This window comes from Lysinibacillus sp. A4, from assembly GCF_024919535.1.
Lineage (GTDB): Bacteria > Bacillota > Bacilli > Bacillales_A > Planococcaceae > Lysinibacillus > Lysinibacillus capsici.
Map to the genome: position 1 here is coordinate 1 of NZ_JANWTB010000009.1, position 18,183 is coordinate 18,183.

The 18,183-nt window shown below is 32.8% G+C and carries 19 protein-coding genes, 16 tRNA genes and 2 rRNA genes; 35 read left to right on the top strand and 2 right to left on the bottom strand.

The window, feature by feature from the left end; genetic code table 11:
- The 34 genes from NY607_RS17320 to NY607_RS17480 form a co-directional block, all read left to right on the top strand.
- Nucleotides 1-125 (top strand): 23S ribosomal RNA (locus tag NY607_RS17320); the annotation flags it as partial.
- A 112-nt stretch (nt 126-237) separates the two neighbouring features.
- Nucleotides 238-353: ribosomal RNA gene (gene rrf, locus NY607_RS17325) — 5S ribosomal RNA — on the top strand.
- A 16-nt stretch (nt 354-369) separates the two neighbouring features.
- Nucleotides 370-446 (top strand) — tRNA-Asn (locus NY607_RS17330).
- A gap of 5 nt (nt 447-451) precedes the next feature.
- A tRNA-Ser gene (locus tag NY607_RS17335) sits at nt 452-543 on the top strand.
- A 24-nt stretch (nt 544-567) separates the two neighbouring features.
- A tRNA-Glu gene (locus tag NY607_RS17340) sits at nt 568-642 on the top strand.
- Nucleotides 643-657: 15 nt separating this feature from the next.
- A tRNA-Val gene (locus tag NY607_RS17345) sits at nt 658-733 on the top strand.
- A gap of 26 nt (nt 734-759) precedes the next feature.
- Nucleotides 760-834, top strand: a tRNA-Met gene (locus NY607_RS17350).
- A 3-nt stretch (nt 835-837) separates the two neighbouring features.
- Nucleotides 838-913: transfer RNA gene (locus NY607_RS17355), tRNA-Asp, on the top strand.
- 15 nt (nt 914-928) lie between these two features.
- Nucleotides 929-1,001, top strand: a tRNA-Phe gene (locus NY607_RS17360).
- A 12-nt stretch (nt 1,002-1,013) separates the two neighbouring features.
- Nucleotides 1,014-1,089: transfer RNA gene (locus NY607_RS17365), tRNA-Thr, on the top strand.
- A 9-nt stretch (nt 1,090-1,098) separates the two neighbouring features.
- Nucleotides 1,099-1,182: transfer RNA gene (locus tag NY607_RS17370), tRNA-Tyr, on the top strand.
- Between the two features lie 13 nt (nt 1,183-1,195).
- Nucleotides 1,196-1,269 (top strand) — tRNA-Trp (locus tag NY607_RS17375).
- A gap of 12 nt (nt 1,270-1,281) precedes the next feature.
- Nucleotides 1,282-1,357, top strand: a tRNA-His gene (locus tag NY607_RS17380).
- Nucleotides 1,358-1,392: 35 nt separating this feature from the next.
- Nucleotides 1,393-1,468, top strand: a tRNA-His gene (locus NY607_RS17385).
- Between the two features lie 4 nt (nt 1,469-1,472).
- Nucleotides 1,473-1,547: transfer RNA gene (locus NY607_RS17390), tRNA-Gln, on the top strand.
- A 5-nt stretch (nt 1,548-1,552) separates the two neighbouring features.
- Nucleotides 1,553-1,627 (top strand) — tRNA-Gly (locus tag NY607_RS17395).
- Nucleotides 1,628-1,635: 8 nt separating this feature from the next.
- Nucleotides 1,636-1,709: transfer RNA gene (locus NY607_RS17400), tRNA-Cys, on the top strand.
- Between the two features lie 47 nt (nt 1,710-1,756).
- Nucleotides 1,757-1,837, top strand: a tRNA-Leu gene (locus tag NY607_RS17405).
- A gap of 892 nt (nt 1,838-2,729) precedes the next feature.
- Complete coding sequence (locus tag NY607_RS17410; protein WP_131521047.1) at nt 2,730-2,990, top strand: PqqD family protein; 261 nt, start codon at nt 2,730-2,732, stop codon at nt 2,988-2,990.
- Entirely contained in the window at nt 2,983-3,405 is a 423-nt protein-coding gene (locus NY607_RS17415; protein ID WP_227744937.1) for a lasso peptide biosynthesis B2 protein, read from the top strand. The genes NY607_RS17410 and NY607_RS17415 overlap by 8 nt, the downstream gene beginning before the upstream one ends.
- Nucleotides 3,402-5,129, top strand: a complete 1,728-nt coding sequence (locus NY607_RS17420) for an asparagine synthase-related protein (RefSeq protein WP_131521048.1) — start codon at nt 3,402-3,404, stop codon at nt 5,127-5,129. The genes NY607_RS17415 and NY607_RS17420 overlap by 4 nt, the downstream gene beginning before the upstream one ends.
- Before the next feature lie 75 nt (nt 5,130-5,204).
- Complete coding sequence (locus NY607_RS17425) at nt 5,205-5,444, top strand: hypothetical protein (RefSeq protein WP_131521049.1); 240 nt, start codon at nt 5,205-5,207, stop codon at nt 5,442-5,444.
- A 394-nt stretch (nt 5,445-5,838) separates the two neighbouring features.
- Nucleotides 5,839-6,072, top strand: a complete 234-nt coding sequence (locus tag NY607_RS17430; protein WP_131521050.1) for a hypothetical protein — start codon at nt 5,839-5,841, stop codon at nt 6,070-6,072.
- Nucleotides 6,073-6,195: 123 nt separating this feature from the next.
- Complete coding sequence (locus NY607_RS24345) at nt 6,196-6,558, top strand: hypothetical protein (protein WP_373565033.1); 363 nt, start codon at nt 6,196-6,198, stop codon at nt 6,556-6,558.
- Nucleotides 6,555-7,046: a MauE/DoxX family redox-associated membrane protein gene (locus tag NY607_RS17435; protein WP_131521051.1), complete on the top strand. Its 492-nt coding sequence runs from the start codon at nt 6,555-6,557 to the stop codon at nt 7,044-7,046. The genes NY607_RS24345 and NY607_RS17435 overlap by 4 nt, the downstream gene beginning before the upstream one ends.
- Nucleotides 7,047-7,048: 2 nt before the next feature.
- The gene (locus NY607_RS17440) at nt 7,049-7,561 is read left to right on the top strand and encodes a hypothetical protein (protein ID WP_131521052.1); all 513 of its coding nucleotides are present in this window, start codon (nt 7,049-7,051) and stop codon (nt 7,559-7,561) included.
- Nucleotides 7,548-9,395 (top strand): ABC transporter ATP-binding protein, encoded by a 1,848-nt coding sequence (locus tag NY607_RS17445; protein WP_259420058.1) that lies wholly within the window; start codon nt 7,548-7,550, stop codon nt 9,393-9,395. Before NY607_RS17440 ends, NY607_RS17445 begins: the two co-directional genes overlap by 14 nt.
- Entirely contained in the window at nt 9,373-10,173 is an 801-nt protein-coding gene (locus NY607_RS17450) for an ABC transporter ATP-binding protein (RefSeq protein WP_396631600.1), read from the top strand. The genes NY607_RS17445 and NY607_RS17450 overlap by 23 nt, the downstream gene beginning before the upstream one ends.
- A complete protein-coding gene (locus NY607_RS17455; RefSeq protein WP_259420059.1) occupies nt 10,166-12,547 on the top strand; it encodes an ABC transporter permease in 2,382 nt (793 codons plus the stop codon). Before NY607_RS17450 ends, NY607_RS17455 begins: the two co-directional genes overlap by 8 nt.
- Before the next feature lie 59 nt (nt 12,548-12,606).
- Entirely contained in the window at nt 12,607-13,146 is a 540-nt protein-coding gene (locus NY607_RS17460; protein WP_205445576.1) for a hypothetical protein, read from the top strand.
- Between the two features lie 162 nt (nt 13,147-13,308).
- The gene (locus NY607_RS17465) at nt 13,309-13,872 is read left to right on the top strand and encodes an accessory gene regulator B family protein (protein ID WP_193767371.1); all 564 of its coding nucleotides are present in this window, start codon (nt 13,309-13,311) and stop codon (nt 13,870-13,872) included.
- Nucleotides 13,872-14,024, top strand: a complete 153-nt coding sequence (locus NY607_RS17470) for a cyclic lactone autoinducer peptide (RefSeq protein WP_131521057.1) — start codon at nt 13,872-13,874, stop codon at nt 14,022-14,024. Before NY607_RS17465 ends, NY607_RS17470 begins: the two co-directional genes overlap by 1 nt.
- Before the next feature lie 223 nt (nt 14,025-14,247).
- The gene (locus NY607_RS17475; RefSeq protein WP_193767372.1) at nt 14,248-15,387 is read left to right on the top strand and encodes a sensor histidine kinase; all 1,140 of its coding nucleotides are present in this window, start codon (nt 14,248-14,250) and stop codon (nt 15,385-15,387) included.
- 2 nt (nt 15,388-15,389) lie between these two features.
- A complete protein-coding gene (locus NY607_RS17480) occupies nt 15,390-16,097 on the top strand; it encodes a LytR/AlgR family response regulator transcription factor (RefSeq protein ID WP_131521058.1) in 708 nt (235 codons plus the stop codon).
- A 378-nt stretch (nt 16,098-16,475) separates the two neighbouring features.
- Here NY607_RS17480 and NY607_RS24350 read toward each other — a convergent pair whose 3' ends face one another.
- Entirely contained in the window at nt 16,476-16,598 is a 123-nt protein-coding gene (locus NY607_RS24350; RefSeq protein ID WP_259949915.1) for a beta-lactamase family protein, read from the bottom strand.
- Nucleotides 16,561-16,761 carry a hypothetical protein gene (locus NY607_RS17485; RefSeq protein WP_227744950.1) on the bottom strand — a complete coding sequence of 67 codons (201 nt, stop codon included), beginning with the start codon at nt 16,759-16,761 and terminating at the stop codon, nt 16,561-16,563. Before NY607_RS17485 ends, NY607_RS24350 begins: the two co-directional genes overlap by 38 nt.
- Before the next feature lie 390 nt (nt 16,762-17,151).
- Here NY607_RS17485 and NY607_RS17490 point away from each other — a divergent pair, with 390 nt between their 5' ends.
- A complete protein-coding gene (locus tag NY607_RS17490) occupies nt 17,152-18,183 on the top strand; it encodes an ABC transporter permease (RefSeq protein WP_259420060.1) in 1,032 nt (343 codons plus the stop codon).

The window sequence follows — 18,183 nt, forward strand, 5'->3', positions numbered from 1 at the left end:
AAGATGAGATTTCCCATTACGCAAGTAAGTAAGATCCCTCAAAGACGATGAGGTAGATAGGTTCGAGGTGGAAGTGTGGTGACACATGGAGCTGACGAATACTAATCGATCGAGGACTTAACCAAAAAAGTTTGAAACATTCAATGCACCGTTTATCCAGTTTTGAAAGAATAAAATATTAGAATATACTTGTAATTTTTATAAGATATGTTATAATAAGTATTGTCTTTCAAATAGTCTAGTGATGATGGCAAAGAGGTCACACCCGTTCCCATACCGAACACGGAAGTTAAGCTCTTTAGCGCCGATGGTAGTTGGGGGCTTCCCCCTGTGAGAGTAGGACGTCGCTAGGCTATATACTAAAATTATTCCGAAGTAGCTCAGTTGGTAGTAGCACCTGACTGTTAATCAGGTTGTCGCAGGTTCGAGTCCTGCCTTCGGAGCCATTCTTGGAGAGTTGTCCGAGTGGCCGAAGGAGCACGATTGGAAATCGTGTAGGCGGTTAACACTGTCTCAAGGGTTCAAATCCCTTACTCTCCGCCAGCACTTTGATGTGTTCCAAACGATGGCCCCTTGGTCAAGTGGTTAAGACACCGCCCTTTCACGGCGGTAACACGGGTTCGAATCCCGTAGGGGTCACCAATTCAATACCCAGATGGAGGATTAGCTCAGCTGGGAGAGCATCTGCCTTACAAGCAGAGGGTCGGCGGTTCGAGCCCGTCATCCTCCACCATTATTTTAACAATATTATAGTATTATCGCGGGGTGGAGCAGTGGTAGCTCGTCGGGCTCATAACCCGAAGGTCGTTGGTTCAAATCCAGCCCCCGCAACCAAATGGTCCCGTGGTGTAGCGGTTAACATGCCTGCCTGTCACGCAGGAGATCGCCGGTTCGATCCCGGTCGGGACCGCCATTTATTTTAAAATATGGGTCAGTAGCTCAGTTGGTAGAGCATTAGATTGAAGCTCTAAGTGTCGGCGGTTCGATTCCGTCCTGACCCATCTTATTTTTTTGCCGGTTTAGCTCAGCAGGTAGAGCAACTGACTTGTAATCAGTAGGTCGTGGGTTCGATTCCTATAGCCGGCACCAGATATTCCCGGAGGGGTAGCGAAGTGGCTAAACGCGGCGGACTGTAAATCCGCTCCTTAGGGTTCGGCGGTTCGAATCCGTCCCCCTCCACCAGTTTTATTATTTTAGGGGCATAGTTCAACGGTAGAATAGAGGTCTCCAAAACCTTTGGTGTGGGTTCGATTCCTACTGCCCCTGCCAATTAATTTTATGGCGATTGTGGCGAAGTGGTTAACGCACCGGATTGTGGTTCCGGCATTCGTGGGTTCGATTCCCATCAGTCGCCCCATCTCATATAAAATTAATAAACATCATAATACAATGGCGATTGTGGCGAAGTGGTTAACGCACCGGATTGTGGTTCCGGCATTCGTGGGTTCGATTCCCATCAGTCGCCCCATTGTTGGGGTATAGCCAAGCGGTAAGGCAACGGATTTTGATTCCGTCATGCCTAGGTTCGAATCCTAGTACCCCAGCCATTTTTGCGGAAGTAGTTCAGTGGTAGAACACCACCTTGCCAAGGTGGGGGTCGCGAGTTCGAACCTCGTCTTCCGCTCCATGTATGACGGCGGCATAGCCAAGTGGTAAGGCACGGGTCTGCAACACCCTTATCACCGGTTCAAATCCGGTTGCCGCCTCCATATTTTAACTGTTAATCGGTTTATCCGATTTTTTTTATCTCCATTATGCCGGTGTGGCGGAATTGGCAGACGCGCACGACTCAAAATCGTGTTCCTTTGGAGTGTCGGTTCGACCCCGACCACCGGTATCATCAAATTAATAAAAATTAAGAAAGCTCATAAATCTTGATATAACAGGGTTTATGAGCTTTTTATATTAGGGGAATTGCAACAGGTTTAGAAAGAGAAGGATTCTTTTTGAAGAAAAGGTCAACGAGAATAAAAAAAGTATAGAAAATTCATTGGAAGAGAATAGTATGAGTTTTAACATAGAAGTTACTCATGGGTTTGAATCTCCAAAGGAATCATTAGAAACATAATTAAAACAAGAATGTTTATATTAGCATTCTTGTTTTTTTATGTGATAAAACATTGTGTGTCAGAACGTTCGCTATGATAGACTAAGCAGTTATGTTTATGTAAAACAGGTAAATTTGTTTTACAAATTTTACAGGGCTTTAGAGGGTAATAAATATCTTTACAATATTTTTCTATAAAGGTTGTGCCATTTTAGACGCCTGAAAAGAATAGGTTTATCCTATAGATTTTAGGTAAAAGACAAAGACATCTGTTTCAACATCAATAATTTTTTGAACTTTGGTGGAGAGAGAATATTTTCTTTTATACATTGATTTTTAGATTTCTATTTTTAAGATCTTTCATGGACCAATAAAACCCTACGAGTTGCATCTTCTAGTTGATTGAAAGTTAACAATCAACTAGAAGGTGCAGTTTTTATATATGTGTTGAGTGATGGACTTGATGTGGATGTAATCGATAGCACAAGAGTTGTCATTTTACTCCACTACATTTATATAATCATAAACGTAATGGAGTAAGTAGAAAAAATACGGTTATGTGGAAGAAAGAAGATGATAAGAGTAAAGAGACTGTTAGAGCTTATGACTGTGTATAGTAGTAATACAGGAACAGTATTAAAGGATTGTTCACAATGTAAAAGAGGAGGAAGTGGTAAAAGGGATGCGTGTAAAAAAATCAAAGTATCTTCTTTCCTATAAAGAAGAGGATGAATATCTAATTATTAATATTTATACGAATCAAATTTACGCACTAGATAAATTTAGTTCATTTATTTGGGAAGAGTTTGATAAAACACCAATAGTCTCTGATATTTCCAAATTAATAGCTAAAAGGACAAATGAAGATATTTTAATTATTCAAAAGGATTTAGATGGATTTTTAAATTCGTTGTCAAAAGGAGGTTTAATTAAATTTGTATAATATTTTATATTTATACAAAGAATTAATATTTTTAGATTTCCAAATACGGAGAAAAGGTTTTGATGAAGTCTTTAGACGCTATATAAAAAAATATACTATAGAGGGTTCTAAAGAGATTTTTACTGAGGAGAATTCTGAAGAGATTTTGGAGTGGTTTATTCTTTTAGACCAAGTTTGCTGTTGGTATCCTAGGAAAGCAGATTGTATACACAAAACGTTAATTGGTTATAAGATACTTCAATCTAAGTATGGTATACCAGTAAACATGGTAATAGGGATAAAAAAATTTCCCTTAGAGGCACATGCCTGGATTCAATATCAGGGCCACAATCTATTTGAAGAAATGGAAAATCTTGATTCGTTGAAAGTGATTATAGATTCAAACTCGTATATGAAGGGAGTTGAACTTAGGTGAATTGGTATGTGTTTGAATTTATGGATAATTCGGAGGGAGAAGTGGATAAAAATGGACATCTTAAGATCAACAGTAAATCAAAAGTAAATTATTTCAACACATCCTCACAGAACTTTGTTTTGAAAGCAGCATATGCTCAAAATACGACCCCATATGTGTTTTTTGAAAATAATGATGTGTTAATAGTGGGAGACATTGTGATATACAATATTTTGAATCATGGTGTATATGAAAATGTTGATTGGACTGAGCAAGAATTACTCACTAATTTAATTTCCCTTTATAACACATTTGGTTTGGATTTTGTGAAGCGTTTAGATGGCGAGTTTTCATTTGTTCTATTTGATAAAAAGAATTTAACATTAATGGCCTGTAGAGATACCTTGGGGGTAAAAAGGCTCTTTTATTTAAAAACCGATACAAAATTAGTAGTTGCGAGCGATATCTTTCTATTGAAAAGTTATCTAAATACACCTGAGTTGAACGGTGTTTACTTTCAAGAATATCTAAATGCAAAAGGAATTGTTGATTCCTATTTAACGCCATATAAAGAGATCTTGCGTTTACCGAGTGGGAATATGTTTGTTTATGAAAATAAGGAAATTAACCTAATAAACTATGTGAATTATGATGAATTATTTTCTGATAAATGGATGATGAAGGAGACAACTATAAATCGGGAAGCGTTAATTGAAGAATTCGAAAGTATTTTGAACAAAGCAGTTTTGAGGAGAGTACGGAAAAGCGAGCGAAATACGGTGTTATTAAGCGGTGGCTTAGACTCAACTACTATTTTTAATGTGTCAAAACGATTGGGGCATAGATACGGAGAAATTAATTCGGTAAGCGTTGTTTTTGATGAATTAAAGGAATGCGATGAAAGTGCATATATAACGGAATTATTAGAACAATATAATTCTAAAGGTACTTTTCTAAATTATGATTCAGTATTGATGTATGAAGATCTTCGGAATAATATATTACGTTTTGACGAACCGTATGCTACTGCTCCTACATGTGAATTTATTTCTCCCTTAATAGAGTCAAGTGTGAACAATAATACATATAGTATCCTAACAGGTTATGGTGGTGACCAACTTTTAACGAATCCGCCGTATTTATTAAGAGATTACGTTAGAGAAGGAAAAATAAAGGATATGTTCGGCGATTTAACTAAATATTGTATGTATACAAATATGTCTGCTTTTAAAGGATTACGTGAGTACATCATTCAACCACATCCTTTTAGTAGAACAACTAAAAATAAACGGAATCATGCTAGAAATTTATTGCATCAAATGTTAAATGCAAAAGCCAATCATTATATGGATAGGGCGATAGGTGGCTTTTATGGTGCGGATATAAAACATCCTTTTTTAGATAGGGAGTTAATTTCTTTTATGATTAAAATCCCTAGTCATATTCTCTTTGATCCCTTCTACACGAAAAAAATTTTAAGAGACTCTCAGAAAAATAAGTTACCTGACAGTATTCGACTGCGTATAAATAAAACATCACACATTGCTCATACATTAAAGAGTATAAGGAAAAATTGGAATTCAATTTATTCTAATGTAAAGTCACCTTTAGTTGTCTCAAAGTTAGGTCTTTGTTCCGAAGAGTTTTGGGAAGAAAATTTATATAAGTGGAGAAATGGTTTGTTGATAGATGAGGCTTTTTTATTACTGTTCTCCATTGAAGTATGGATTATGCAAGAAGTGTAATGAATCAATATTAATAAGGAGGCTGTTAGTGTAGGTGTATTGTGCTATTTCTAAGGGTTGCAGGAGGAAATAATTATGTTAATGACATATAGCAAACCAATGCTTTTAGATAGTGGAAATAGTTCGGAAATCATTAAAGGTCAATGTGGCTGGGGTAAAGAATTGCCATTTTTTGATGAAACAGGTGCTGTAAAAGGTAGTTATAGAAGACGTAAATATAGAACCGAACCATGTTATGGTCCTGGAGTTGTAAATATATGTTACGTTTGTAAGACTGAAACGGTTAGTTGTTCTGCAGAAAAAGATGACTGCTAACTTATAAATAGGTTAATACCAAAACTATTTTATTTATTTCGATGTTAACTGTAATTAATGTTCTACTTTTTTATTACATAAAAGTTGTAACAGGAATGTATAGTCAAGAACAGGTTTTGGTGAAGAGTCTACGATGAATCGTTATGGTTCTATAGCAGAAAATAAATACAAAAACTAAATTTGCCCTATAGTAATAGCACAATACTCCTACAAAATGTGAAATGAACGTTTTCATATTTTTCTAACTGATAAATAAAGTATGACACTAATTTTCGGGATTGTATTTTTGGTTTTCTTTTTTTACAATTTGACAAAATTAAGAAACTGCATTGATTTTCAGCGGAGATTTATACAGATTGAGCAAATAGATTTCCTGGAAAAGGGAAGAACATATTTGATTTCGGATGAAAATAACATTTTTGATAACTTATATGTTTTGAATGCTTTTTATCGTAGAATTTCAAAAAAGAGAGAAGTTATTTTGATAAAAGTGTTATTTGAAAACGATAACGAGATAAAAGTCGAACATTTGATGAAATTAAATCAATTGCAAATTGAAGAAATTCCAGTATTACTATATATGGGTGAAAAATATTATTGGGAAGATATAATGAATTTTTCTTCATAAGGTAAATCTCTTTGAAACAATATAAAATTTTGTGTGTATTTTACTATTAAAATCCTTGTATATTAAAGGATTTTAATAGTGGCTTGAAAGAAAAGGAGTTGACTGAATATCATTATTGTTTATCTGGTTGTAGCAATTATTTTTCTAAAAAACGGATTCAATAAAGTTTTTAAAATTTATCATTATTACGTGGCGATAAATGAAAAAATAACAATATCTCCGATATTCGTAAGCATTTTAGTGAGTTTAGATGTGCTTGTAGGTATCTCCTTATTAATTCAATTTGTGAATGTTTACATATGTATGACCGCTGTAATGTTGCAATTGTTCAATCTTTTTTTACTGTTTAAACCTTCTAAAGGAGGAAAGACACGTAACTGTGGTTGTTTTGAAAACATACCTATCAATATAAATATAAAAAATTTAGGATACAATTATGTGAAATTCACATTAACTTTCTTAATTTTTTTAGGAGAGATACTATGATTTATATTTTTTGTTATGGTTCTGCTTTAGTATTGATACTTTCTGGGATTTCTAAATTAATCTCACATTCAAATACAAAGCAGTTTTTTTTAAAGTATATTCCTATCAATGATATTTTAATTACATTTTTGGCATTGTTATTCCCATTATTTGAAATTGTAATAGGTGTCAGTTTGTTTATTTATGCTCACCCTATACTTTATATTAGTGCCTTATCTTTAATTTTACTCTTTATAATTATTAATTCGTATGCACTTATTAATAAGATAGAAGAGGACTGTAAATGTTTCGGCAATTTAATTCCAACTAAGACAGGACTGGGTGGCTTAATACAAAGTCTATGCATGTTTTTCAGTATAGTGCCACTACTCTATTTTGATAAAGGTAATATGAATATACTTGACTTTGGCAATATATTTTATCTCGTACCTGTTCTTTTATGGTTCATCACTTTAATAATTATTAGAAGAAACGTAGAGGTGGTGTAACGATGGACATGGAAATTTATTATGCTTTCGTCATCATTTCTTGTGTATTAATGCTTAGCATTTTGATTTCATTAAGAACTAGACGAGTGCTAAATGTAGAAAAATGGGGACCGATGGAAAAAAACGTTTTTCCGTTGATTCCATTGAAGAATAAACAATTTGAATCTGTTAAAGTTCAAGATATTATGAATGAGATTAATGTGCAGACTTTAGTATTTATTGATAGTCAGTGTTCTGCTTGTAAAGCAACATTAAAAAAACTCAATTTTTTAATTCCTGTTAAAAAAGAAAAGTATATTTTTATAGCAACGGATACGATAGAAAATCGGGATAACCTGAGCTATTTAGAGGATGAATATATTTATTTTATAGAAGAAGAAATTCTTTCTAATCAGTTAAAAATAGATGTCTTTCCAATGTATCTAGTTTTGAATACTAATAATTTTGTAGTAGAGAAGAAAGGAATCGCAAGTTTAGAAAATCTTTTGGATGTGAATGACTATGAAGTTGAATGAATTAAAATTCCATGAGAAAGATCGACCTGTTAGAGACTTTTTCTATTCACAGTATTTTTATTTGAAAAATATTTGGAGAGAACAAAAGAGCATATTTCTTTTTTTAACTATTTTAAGCATAATAACTTCTATTATGTTACCTTTAGAAATTTTGCTACAGAAAAGGTTGATAGATCAACTAACGGTGGTGCAGAAAATTCCTAATGAATTGGGGTTTGTGTTAGTTCTCCTTGTAGCAATAACGTTTCTTAGTCTATTTGGACAACTATCTGGAAAAATTCAAGATTATCTATTTCGAAAAATTTCTTTAAGAGTGAATTATTTATTTAAAGCGATGTTAAACAAAAAAGTAACTAGCGTTTCTTTAGAAAACTTTGAGTCTAGCTTTTTTTACAATCAAGTGAATCTGGCAGCCAAAGCATTGGAAGGAAATGGGTTAGGTACAACATATTCTTTTTTGCAGATCATTACAAGTGTATTTTCGTTATTTTCAGTTTTTGCGATTTTAATGGCTATTCATTGGACATTACCTTTAACTGTGCTTTTATCAACAATTCCCGGGGTTGTCATTGTTTTTTTTAGCAAACTTAAAAATTATAAAGTTGAAAAAAACGTTGTATTTAAAGAAAGAGAGCTTTCTTATACAGAATCCCTTTTTTTTGACAAAAGCTATTTAAAGGAAATTAAAGTGTATACATTGAGTGATTATTTACTGGAAAAATGGAAAAAACTTTATTTTTATACGATGAACAAGAGACTTGAAGTGACAAAGTGGGAACTGAAAAATAGTGCAGTGATGATACTATTTGTAGGAGTTATCAATACAGGTGTATCTGTATTCTTCGTTTATCAACTAGTAGAGAACGCTTTAACAATAGGGAGTTATGTGGCGTTAACTGCAGCTATAATTACTTTACAGGGCATTTTTGCTCAAATTGGTGCACATATAGCTTCTATTTTTGAAGCAGCTATTTATAATAATGCATTAATCAAGTTGTTGAAAATAGAACATTTTGATGACGAAAAGAGAGAAGAAATTAATTCTATTGAAACGATTGATATTAAAAATGGCACTTTCAACTATTCTTATTCTGATATTTCAGCTTTTTCAAAATTGAACTTTTCAATACGAAGAGGAGAAAAAATTTCGATTGTAGGTGGAAACGGTTCAGGGAAAACAACACTCGCCCATTGTTTAGTAGGATTATTCAATTTGACAGAAGGAACGATTTTAGTAAATGGAGAAAATATGACCGACATTGATAAATCTAGTTTACATAAACAAGTTGCTGTTGTTTTTCAAACATTCCCTAAATATATGTATTCCTTAAGAGAAAATATTGGTTTTGGCAATGTAGATGACATGGAGAATGACCAGAAAATATGGGATGTCATAAGAAAAGTAGGATTGGGACATAAATTATCAATCCATAATGTTGACTTAGATACTTATTTATCTAAAGAAATGGATGGCGGAATTGATCTATCTGGGGGAGAATGGCAAAAAATAGCTTTAGGACGAGCGCTAATGAAGGATGTTAGTTTGATTTTGTTGGATGAACCTACAGCGTCATTAGATCCTCATTCAGAATTAAAAACACTTGAATTATTTGATAGCATGACAGATGATAAAACAACGATTACGATTACACATAGAATCGGACCCACGAAATTATCAGATAAGATTATCGTAATGGATAAGGGGAAAATTGAAGAAATTGGTACTTTTGATGAATTAATAAATAATAAAGGATTATTTTATCGTATGCATCAAGCCCAATCCAAATGGTATGAGCGAAAGGAGCATTTTCATGAAACCGTTGAAACTACATGAGACACAAAATATGAAAGAAACCCCATTAGTAGTGATGAAAAATGTGTCAAAGGAATTTCAGTCAAAGGATTTTATTGTACAAGCACTAGATACAATCAATTGTGAAATTTACCAAAACGAAATCGTAGCAATAATGGGTACGAGTGGTTCAGGGAAAAGTACATTACTTAATATTTTAGCTGCTTTAGACAAACCTACACATGGGGAATTAATGTTTCAAGGTGTACCAATGATTGAGCAATTTCAAGAACCGATAGCATCGGAATTTAGAAAACGAAATATAGGTTTTATATTTCAAAATTTTAACTTATTAGATGAATTGACGGTATCAGATAATGTGGCTCTGCCTTTAATTTTGCTAGATGAGGACTCTAAAAAAATTGCGCAAAAGGTGAAAGATGTTTTAACAAAAATGTCAATTAGTGATTTAGCTGTGAAGAAACCACATGAATTATCTGGTGGGCAAAAACAACGAGTGGCTATAGCACGAGCGATTATTGCCAATCCGCTATTATTACTGGCAGATGAGCCAACAGGGGCCTTAGATGTGAATACAACTAATGATATTTTAACAACACTTGTTCAATTGAAAAATCTAACAAATCAAACAATTATATTGGTAACACATGATCCACATGTATCGACTTATGCTGATCGTGTACTATTCTTTCATAAAGGGAAATTAGTAGATAGTTATATCAATCAAGTAAATAGCGATAATTTATCGATGATTTTTGACAAATTTAAAAACATACAGAGGAGTTATCTCAATGTATGATTTAAAGAATATTGCTTGGAAACTTTGTAGAGCTGCTAAAATACAAGTAATCATTGCCATACAAGTTGTAGCACTCGCTGTTTGTTTAATTGCAACAATGTTGATCTATGTTGAAAATGCACGAACAGAAATGGAAGACAATATTCGTAACTTGTATGGGGATGTGGATATTTCTGCTGGTTATAACCTTTCATCTAGTCAAGAGTCTAGTCAATGGATTACGAAAGAAAGTTTTAATCAGATTAAAACTTTAGAAGAAGTCGAGCTTGTGGAACCGATTTTACTACAATTTACATCTATTGATAAGATTGAAGGAGCCTATACATTAGGTGTTACAAATGGGCATTTAACAAAAGGATTTTATCATTTGAACGACATACCGAAAGATAATGAAGTTATTATTTCACATTCGTTATCAAAAACATTAAATAAGTCTGTTTCAGATTCAATTATGGTAAATGGTAAGCCGTTTCTTATAAAAGGAGTGCTATCTCCTAATGAATATGGAGAAGATGCGCCTATTCTCTATATGGACATTGATTCTTTGAAAATTGTAAGTAGTATTCCATCGGATGTAAAAGGCTTGTTTGTCATGATTAAAACAACGGATGTGTGGCAGACAGCTACTGTATTACATCAATTTTTCCCAAATATACGTGTAGATATAACGAAAGAAACGGACTGGGTACAAGCAAATTTAAATTCCTTACTCGTTTTCATCATGATGTTAGTGTTTAGTATTATCATTATTAGTGGTCTATTATTGAAGTCCACTTTTTCATTATTATTTAGTCGTTTACAAGCCCAATTTTTCGTTTTAAGAACAATGGGAGCAACGACAGGGCAACTAAAAAAGATTGTCAACTATCAATCGACTATCATATTACTAATAGGTGTGGGGACAGGCACAATCAGTAGCCTTTTGTTGCTAAAATTCGTTGTCCCATCTTTGGTTGAGATGGTTGGCTTACCACAAGCCCATTTTAACATTCCTGTTGTCTATTTTTCAGCAATTTTACTTGCTATTTATTTCTTACTCTACATGTTTGTGTTTGTTCAAGTAGCGAGGGTAACTAAAATATTACCTTTAGCAATGAAAAGAAATTATGAGTTTAAATCATATCATTGGACGAAATGGAAGACCGTACTTACTTTTATAGTAGGTGTGATGTCCTTACTTATTCTTGCACAAGGTATTTTGCAAAATGATGCAATTCAATCAATTATTCTCATTTTTACTGGAAGTGTATGTATCATAGGTTGTCTATTCTTTTTATTCCCATATTTGATAGTATACACATTGAAAAAATATTCTTCCTGGATTCATCGCTATTTAGGAAACAAAGCGCACTATGTAAAAATTCAATTCATCCCTAATTTAAGTAACTATGTTCCTGTTGTTTGTATATTAGCGATTTTGATTATGATTATTACGTTTAATGGTACATTTTTGAAATCTATTGTACAATCCGAGGAAACAACGATTGAAAAAACCTATCCGTATGAAGTAGCGATTGATAATCCTTATTTTGAAAATATTTCTTATAATGATATAGAGTTATTGCGAAAAAAAATTTCAATAAAAGAAATACAATTAGATAGTAAGGGTAGTTCTTTTCTCACTAATAACGGTGTTAATCTGAATTATTTTGCCAAAGATTTTGGTGGAGCAGATAGAGTTGAAATTACAGATGATGTAGCTGATAAGTATGATTTAAAAATAGGCGATGTTTTAGAAGGCGATTACTTAGATAGACGGTCAAATGAAAAAGTCATTCGTTTAAGAATTACTGGAATTGTTCCAACTGAAAACAAATATAAACAACTTTTTGTTGATTGGAATTCCCCTTTGATTAAAGATGTTGTAACAATTGATAAAATCCATTTAACTTTAGGTAATGGCACAACATTAGACGATCTCCAACAGACGATTCATGATTGGCCAACGTTAAAAATTGTGGAGCGAGCTGTTCTTTTAGAGCAAGCCTCGGAATGGTTTTATCAACGATGGGCAATGTTCATGCTCATTTTGACTGCTTTAGTAGTAGCGAGTTGTACTGGTCTAGTGCAAACGATTTTTCATATAATCTTTAAAAGAAGAGACCAATACAATACACAACGTTTAATCGGGCTTGCCCCAAAAGAATTAAAACAGGTTATTTGGTCTGAAGTTCTCTTTATTGTCACTATCGGTTTACTACTTGGATTAACAAGTGGCATGTTTTTAACAAAGTTAATCATGCAAATTGACGCAGATGGGCCAATAGAATGGGATTTCTTATTTATATTTAGTTCAAGTATAGGTACAGCGATGATTATTTTAGTATGTTGTCGACTATATATTGCTCGATTTGTAAAACGGAGTGTTATATAGAAATGTTCGTGTCAGATAACAGAATAATGTATATCTTAGTACATTCAGATTACACGCTTATGCAAGAGCTTTTAAAAAATATGTTCACTATGTATAGACCGTCTTGGGTAGTTGATACCATTAACTTGTTGAGTGAGGTTGTCATAAGGATAAATGCCAATAAAAAATATGATGTTGTGTTAATTGACACATCTTATAAGCATTTTGTTCACTATATACCATATTTAAAAAACCTCGAAACAATGAAATGCCAAATTGTTTTTATGACAGATGAAAATATTGGAGAGATTCATTACTACACAAATAATATCTTGAATTGTAAGGTAATAAATAAAAATATGACGATAGAACAACTAGTTCATATCATTGAAGGAGACTCAATAGAAATAGTTGATACAAGACGATTGGGCGGATTGAATATGTTAGAAATGAATGTGCTCATGGAATTGGCAAAGGGTCACTCCATTGACTTTCTTTGTAACTCTCAAAAATTTACAAATACAGAGATAGAGCAATCGATTAGACATATTAATGCATATTTTGGAACATCTCATTATTTAGAAGCAGTTTATAAAGCATATACAGAAAAACTTATTTAAGGGAACGTTAAGTGGCACTTTACGCTTACGTTCTTTTTTTTGAACGTTTATGTAAAAGAGAAGATTGAAAATAGGTGATTATCTTTAAAAATATACTTTTTAGGATATTTTTAACTATTTTGATGTTACATGTTTTATACTAGTGATCAAGGAGGTGATGAGATGGAATTTACTGCAAAAGAGGAAATGCTAGTAGATTTTTTTGAACATAGAAGACCGTTAACACAGTTAGATAAAATTAAATTAGTGTATGGATTTCGTGTTGTTACAAGCGAGTTAAAAAAATTTTTGATTATTTACGGTATAGCTATAGCGTTCGGTTTATTTTGGAGAATGTTACTGGTTCAAATTGGATTTCTATTGGTGCGTCAAGTAGCATATGGTGCGCATTGTTCATCATTTAAAACGTGTCTTATTGTTAGTTGTATTTCATTTCCGTTCATCACATGGCTAGCTGTAGCATTGCCTATCACTTCACTCGTTGTTTGGGGGGCGTTTTTGCTAGGAGCTGTCATCTTATTGTTTATTGGTCCAGTGAGTTCTAAAAAAACAAAAGTACAGGGTGAAGCTCATCGAACATTTTTGTTTAAAAAACTGTATAGCAGACTTATTGTGTTGGGGGGACTACTCGTTATTTTTCCAACATCCATAAGTGTATTTTTCTTAGCAGGATTTTTGAAGGGGATTGTTTTAGTGGTTATTGCAAAAATAGGAGGATCTCATTAATGAAATTTATTATCGACAATATTATTGATTATTTATATAATTTATTCGTTAAATTGGCTGACTTTAGCTCTGTTTATATGTGTTGGGGAGCTTTAGGAGAAGAGGAGTTGCCACAAGAATTAAATTTCAATAAATTTGAAAAAAATACATAAATATTCTAAGATAGATATTGATTATATGTTATTTTGGAAGGATCATGTTATTCGTATGTGGAGTATATCCTATTTAACTTTGATTATTTATCAATTTTTGATATTAAGTATTTTACCGTTATATTTTAGCAAAATTGCAATAACAAAAAAAATGATATTGAAGATTTCTTTATTAATAGTTTCGCCATCAGTAGTGTTGTTTGCTTTTATAGGTGTCTATGCTATGGCGTACATCCTATTAGTGGAAAGTTTCTTCGTCTACCGGCAAACAAAGCGTTGGCGGAATGTGGCCCATGTGCTGTTTACGATTGTTTTAGTTGTTTTGGCAGATCATATTTCTTCGCTTGTCGTGTATCATTTATCGAATGGCATGGATGCTATCATCACTTCTCCATTGGTACAACTCATTTTTTCGATGAGTATCCTATTTATATTGGTGCTTGTCTACATAAAGTTATTCGATTATTTTGTTAGATGGTATGTGTTTAAGCAATACATTATACCTGCAATGATTCCCTTGATGCTTATGACGATTGTCTTTATGTATACTGATATTGTGTTGATGGATGGTACATCGTTTATCAAAAGTGTCCAACATAATTTGTTCTTTTTTGTGATTTATTTGATGATCTTTATCATTATTATTGGTTTCTTTGTTTACTTAGCTATTAAGAACATACATATTAAACAAAAGGAAATGGAATTAGAAGAATTTAATTCATATGTGTCTTCGCTTGAAGAAATTAATAGAGATATGCGTCAATTTAAACATGATTATATGAATATTTTAACATCAATGCGTCATTTTATAGATTCTAAAAGTTACTCAGAACTAGAAACCTATTTTTATCGACATATTTTACAAACTGAAAAGAAAGAGCAAGCGCATGAAATATCCTTTTCGATGCTTAACTGTTTAAATATAGCTAGTTTAAAAGGACTTTTAACAACAAAACTTATTCAAGCGCAAACGTTTCACGTTCCAATGTACATTGAGATTGTCGAAAAAATCGATAGAATAGCATTGGATGAGATTCAATTAAATCGTATGTGCGGCATACTATTGGACAATGCGCTTGAAGCCAGTAAACATGCTACAGAGCCTTGGATTCGATTAGCATTTATTCGAATGGAAAAAGCTGTGTTAATTGCATGTATGAATACATTTTCATCCAATAAAAGTTATGAGTTAAAAGTGCATGAAATTTTCAAAGAAGGCTTCTCGACAAAAGGAGAGGAGCGAGGCTTGGGCTTATCTATATTACGTCAAATGGTAGATGCATCTCCAAAACTTCGTTTAAATACAAAAATAAATGGCAATTTATTTATACAAGAGTTGTTTATTGAGGAGGAGGGGGTGTAAATATGAAAGTGATTATTTGTGAAGATAATGTTGTACAATTAGAGCATATCAAAAAAACCATTAAAAACTATGCTATGATGGAAGGGAACGGGATTGAAATTGTACTTACAACTACAAACCCTAATGAAGTCATTACATATGAAAAAGCAGATTGTTATTTTTTGGATATTGATTTGAACCATGAGGTGACAGGGCTTATGTTAGGGGATATGATTCGCCAACGTGACCCATTGTGCAGTATTATATTTGTCACAACCCATGCAGAAATGACCTATTTAACGTTTATGTATAAAATTGCTGCGTTAGATTTTATTATTAAGGATCACACAGGTATGTTACAGCAAAAAATATTAACAACACTAAAAGTTGCATATGAAAAGTATATACAAATTGGCCAACAACAATCACCTTCACAGATTCAAATAAGAGCAAATGGTTATACAAGGAATATTGCTATTCAGGATATATACTTTTTTGCGGCATCCCCAAAATTACATAAAATTATATTACATTTAGAAAATGAGCATATTGAGTTTTATGGTCGCTTAAAGGATTTTAAGGAAGCACATACATCGATGTATCAATGTCATAAGGCTTTTATTGTGAATAAACAAAACATTGAATTTGTAGATCATAAGGAACGAGTTGTATATTTCAAAAATGGTGAAACTTGCTTTGCCTCTGCACGACTTATAAAGGGGTTAAAATAGTTAGACATCCACCTAGTAAAAAAACTTATGCTTACTTTTTCATCGATATAACAAGGATTGTGAGTTTATTTTGTATGACTGAACTCGCAATCCTTTTGCTTTAGACGTTCCTTATAAATGTGTGAAACAACCTTTGTTAAATGTGCTATATACTCTGTTGCTTCAATCTATACTACTACGGATAAGAAATGTTTAAAGATACTATTCTAATCACCATTAAACACTGTATTATAATAATGAAATAGTTCTATTATTCTTCCCATATCCAAATTGGCTGCTGAAGAACGATGGAAGTAAAATGAGGGTTGATTCTTTTAGAATTCACTGTCATCTCGTTGCTAAGAACAATCACTGTTAACTTCTCGTCATTGAGCCGTGCTATGACGGAAACGACTTAGATAGGAGATGACTTATTTGAATAGACCCTCCATTCGGAAAGTCTGGAAAGTATTGTGAAATTGGATTATCTAGGTTTAAAAGTCCTTTTTCTTCTAGTTGCATGATCGCTACAGCAGTGAATGTTTCTGAGTGTGGTTGGGCTATTAGGTAAATCAGTGTCTGCCAAACCGTAACCTTTTGTAAATAAAATTTTACCTTTCTTTGCAATAAGAACGATACCTTGAAATTTTTTATTTTTTAAGTATTGATCGATTTTTTCAGCCATACTTCCAATAGATTACTATGATTATTACGTCCAAAATTACTATAGACACTATGACAATAACAAGGGTAGAAATAAAGAAATTCTTGGAAATTTTTCGTGTATATAACTTTTGATTTATGTAATCTGTTAAACAAACCTTATTATAAGTTTTACAAAATATATAATTGTTATTAAAAATATCAACTCATTTATAGTAGGAGAAATTTTGTTAGCAAAAAAGATTTTAGCAAGTAAAGATAAATAAGATTCAAAAAAGAAGCCACTCTATGGGATAAAAATGTCTTTATAGAGCGGCTTTTTATATAATCTCTAAATTTTTACGATTAGTTCATGCTCTGTTCATTTAACAATTTTAAGCTAGGAGTAATCAAAGAAATGGAGGGGTTAGTGATGAATCTTGCCTGGAAAGAAATGAAGAAGAATAAAGTACGGTTTTTAATCTTGGGCTCCATTATCTTCCTAGTTAGTTTTTTAACGTTTATTATCTCGGGTTTAGCAAATGGTTTGTCACAGGATAATGCAGCTTTAATTAAGGATTTACCGAAGGGTCAATTTTATATGGCTGAGGATGCGGATGGCACGTTTAATCTTTCAAGAATCGATAGCGACCTGCAACAGAAAGTCATAAGTAAAGAAAAAGAGGCAGTAGCTTTTTCGATCCAGATGGGCTTTTTAAATGATCAGGATGATAAACAACAAAGTGTAGCCTTTGTGACATCAACGGAATCTACACTTTTTAGCAATGTGCATCAAGACGAGGTGCTTTTGGATAGCTCACTACAAGATAAAGGAATACAAGTTGGAGATATATTAACGAATAATCAATACAGTGGAAAGTTCATTGTAAAAGGTTTTGTAGAGCAAAAAAAATATAGCCATGCTCCCGTTGCTTATATTAGTGAAGAGGCTTATCAGGAGATTTATCGGGTAGCTGATAAACAATTAATTTTTGTACCAAATAGTGAGCCAAATGATATTAAGGGATTGCAAGCATATAGCAATAAAGAGTTTCTCAATACTATCCCTAGTTATAATGCGGAACAATTATCTTTAAATATGATTATATGGTTCTTAGTTGTCATTAGTGGGATGTTGTTTGCTATTTTCTTCTATATGATGAATGTGCAAAAAATTGGCTTGTATGGCATTTTAAAAGCGATTGGATTAAAAACAAGTAAGCTATTTAAAATGATCTGGACACAGATGGCTATTATTACAATCTTTTCACTTGTGGTATCTGTCAGTCTTAGCCAGCTATTTAATATAGTTGCTCCTAAGGGGATGCCATTCACTTTAACAATAGGCACTACAACACAGTTATCCGTTGTATTCCTCCTCATAGGCTTTATTGGTGCGACCTTGTCAGGAATGCAAATTAAAAAAATTGAACCGTTACAAGCAATACAGCAAGGGGAGGCTTAA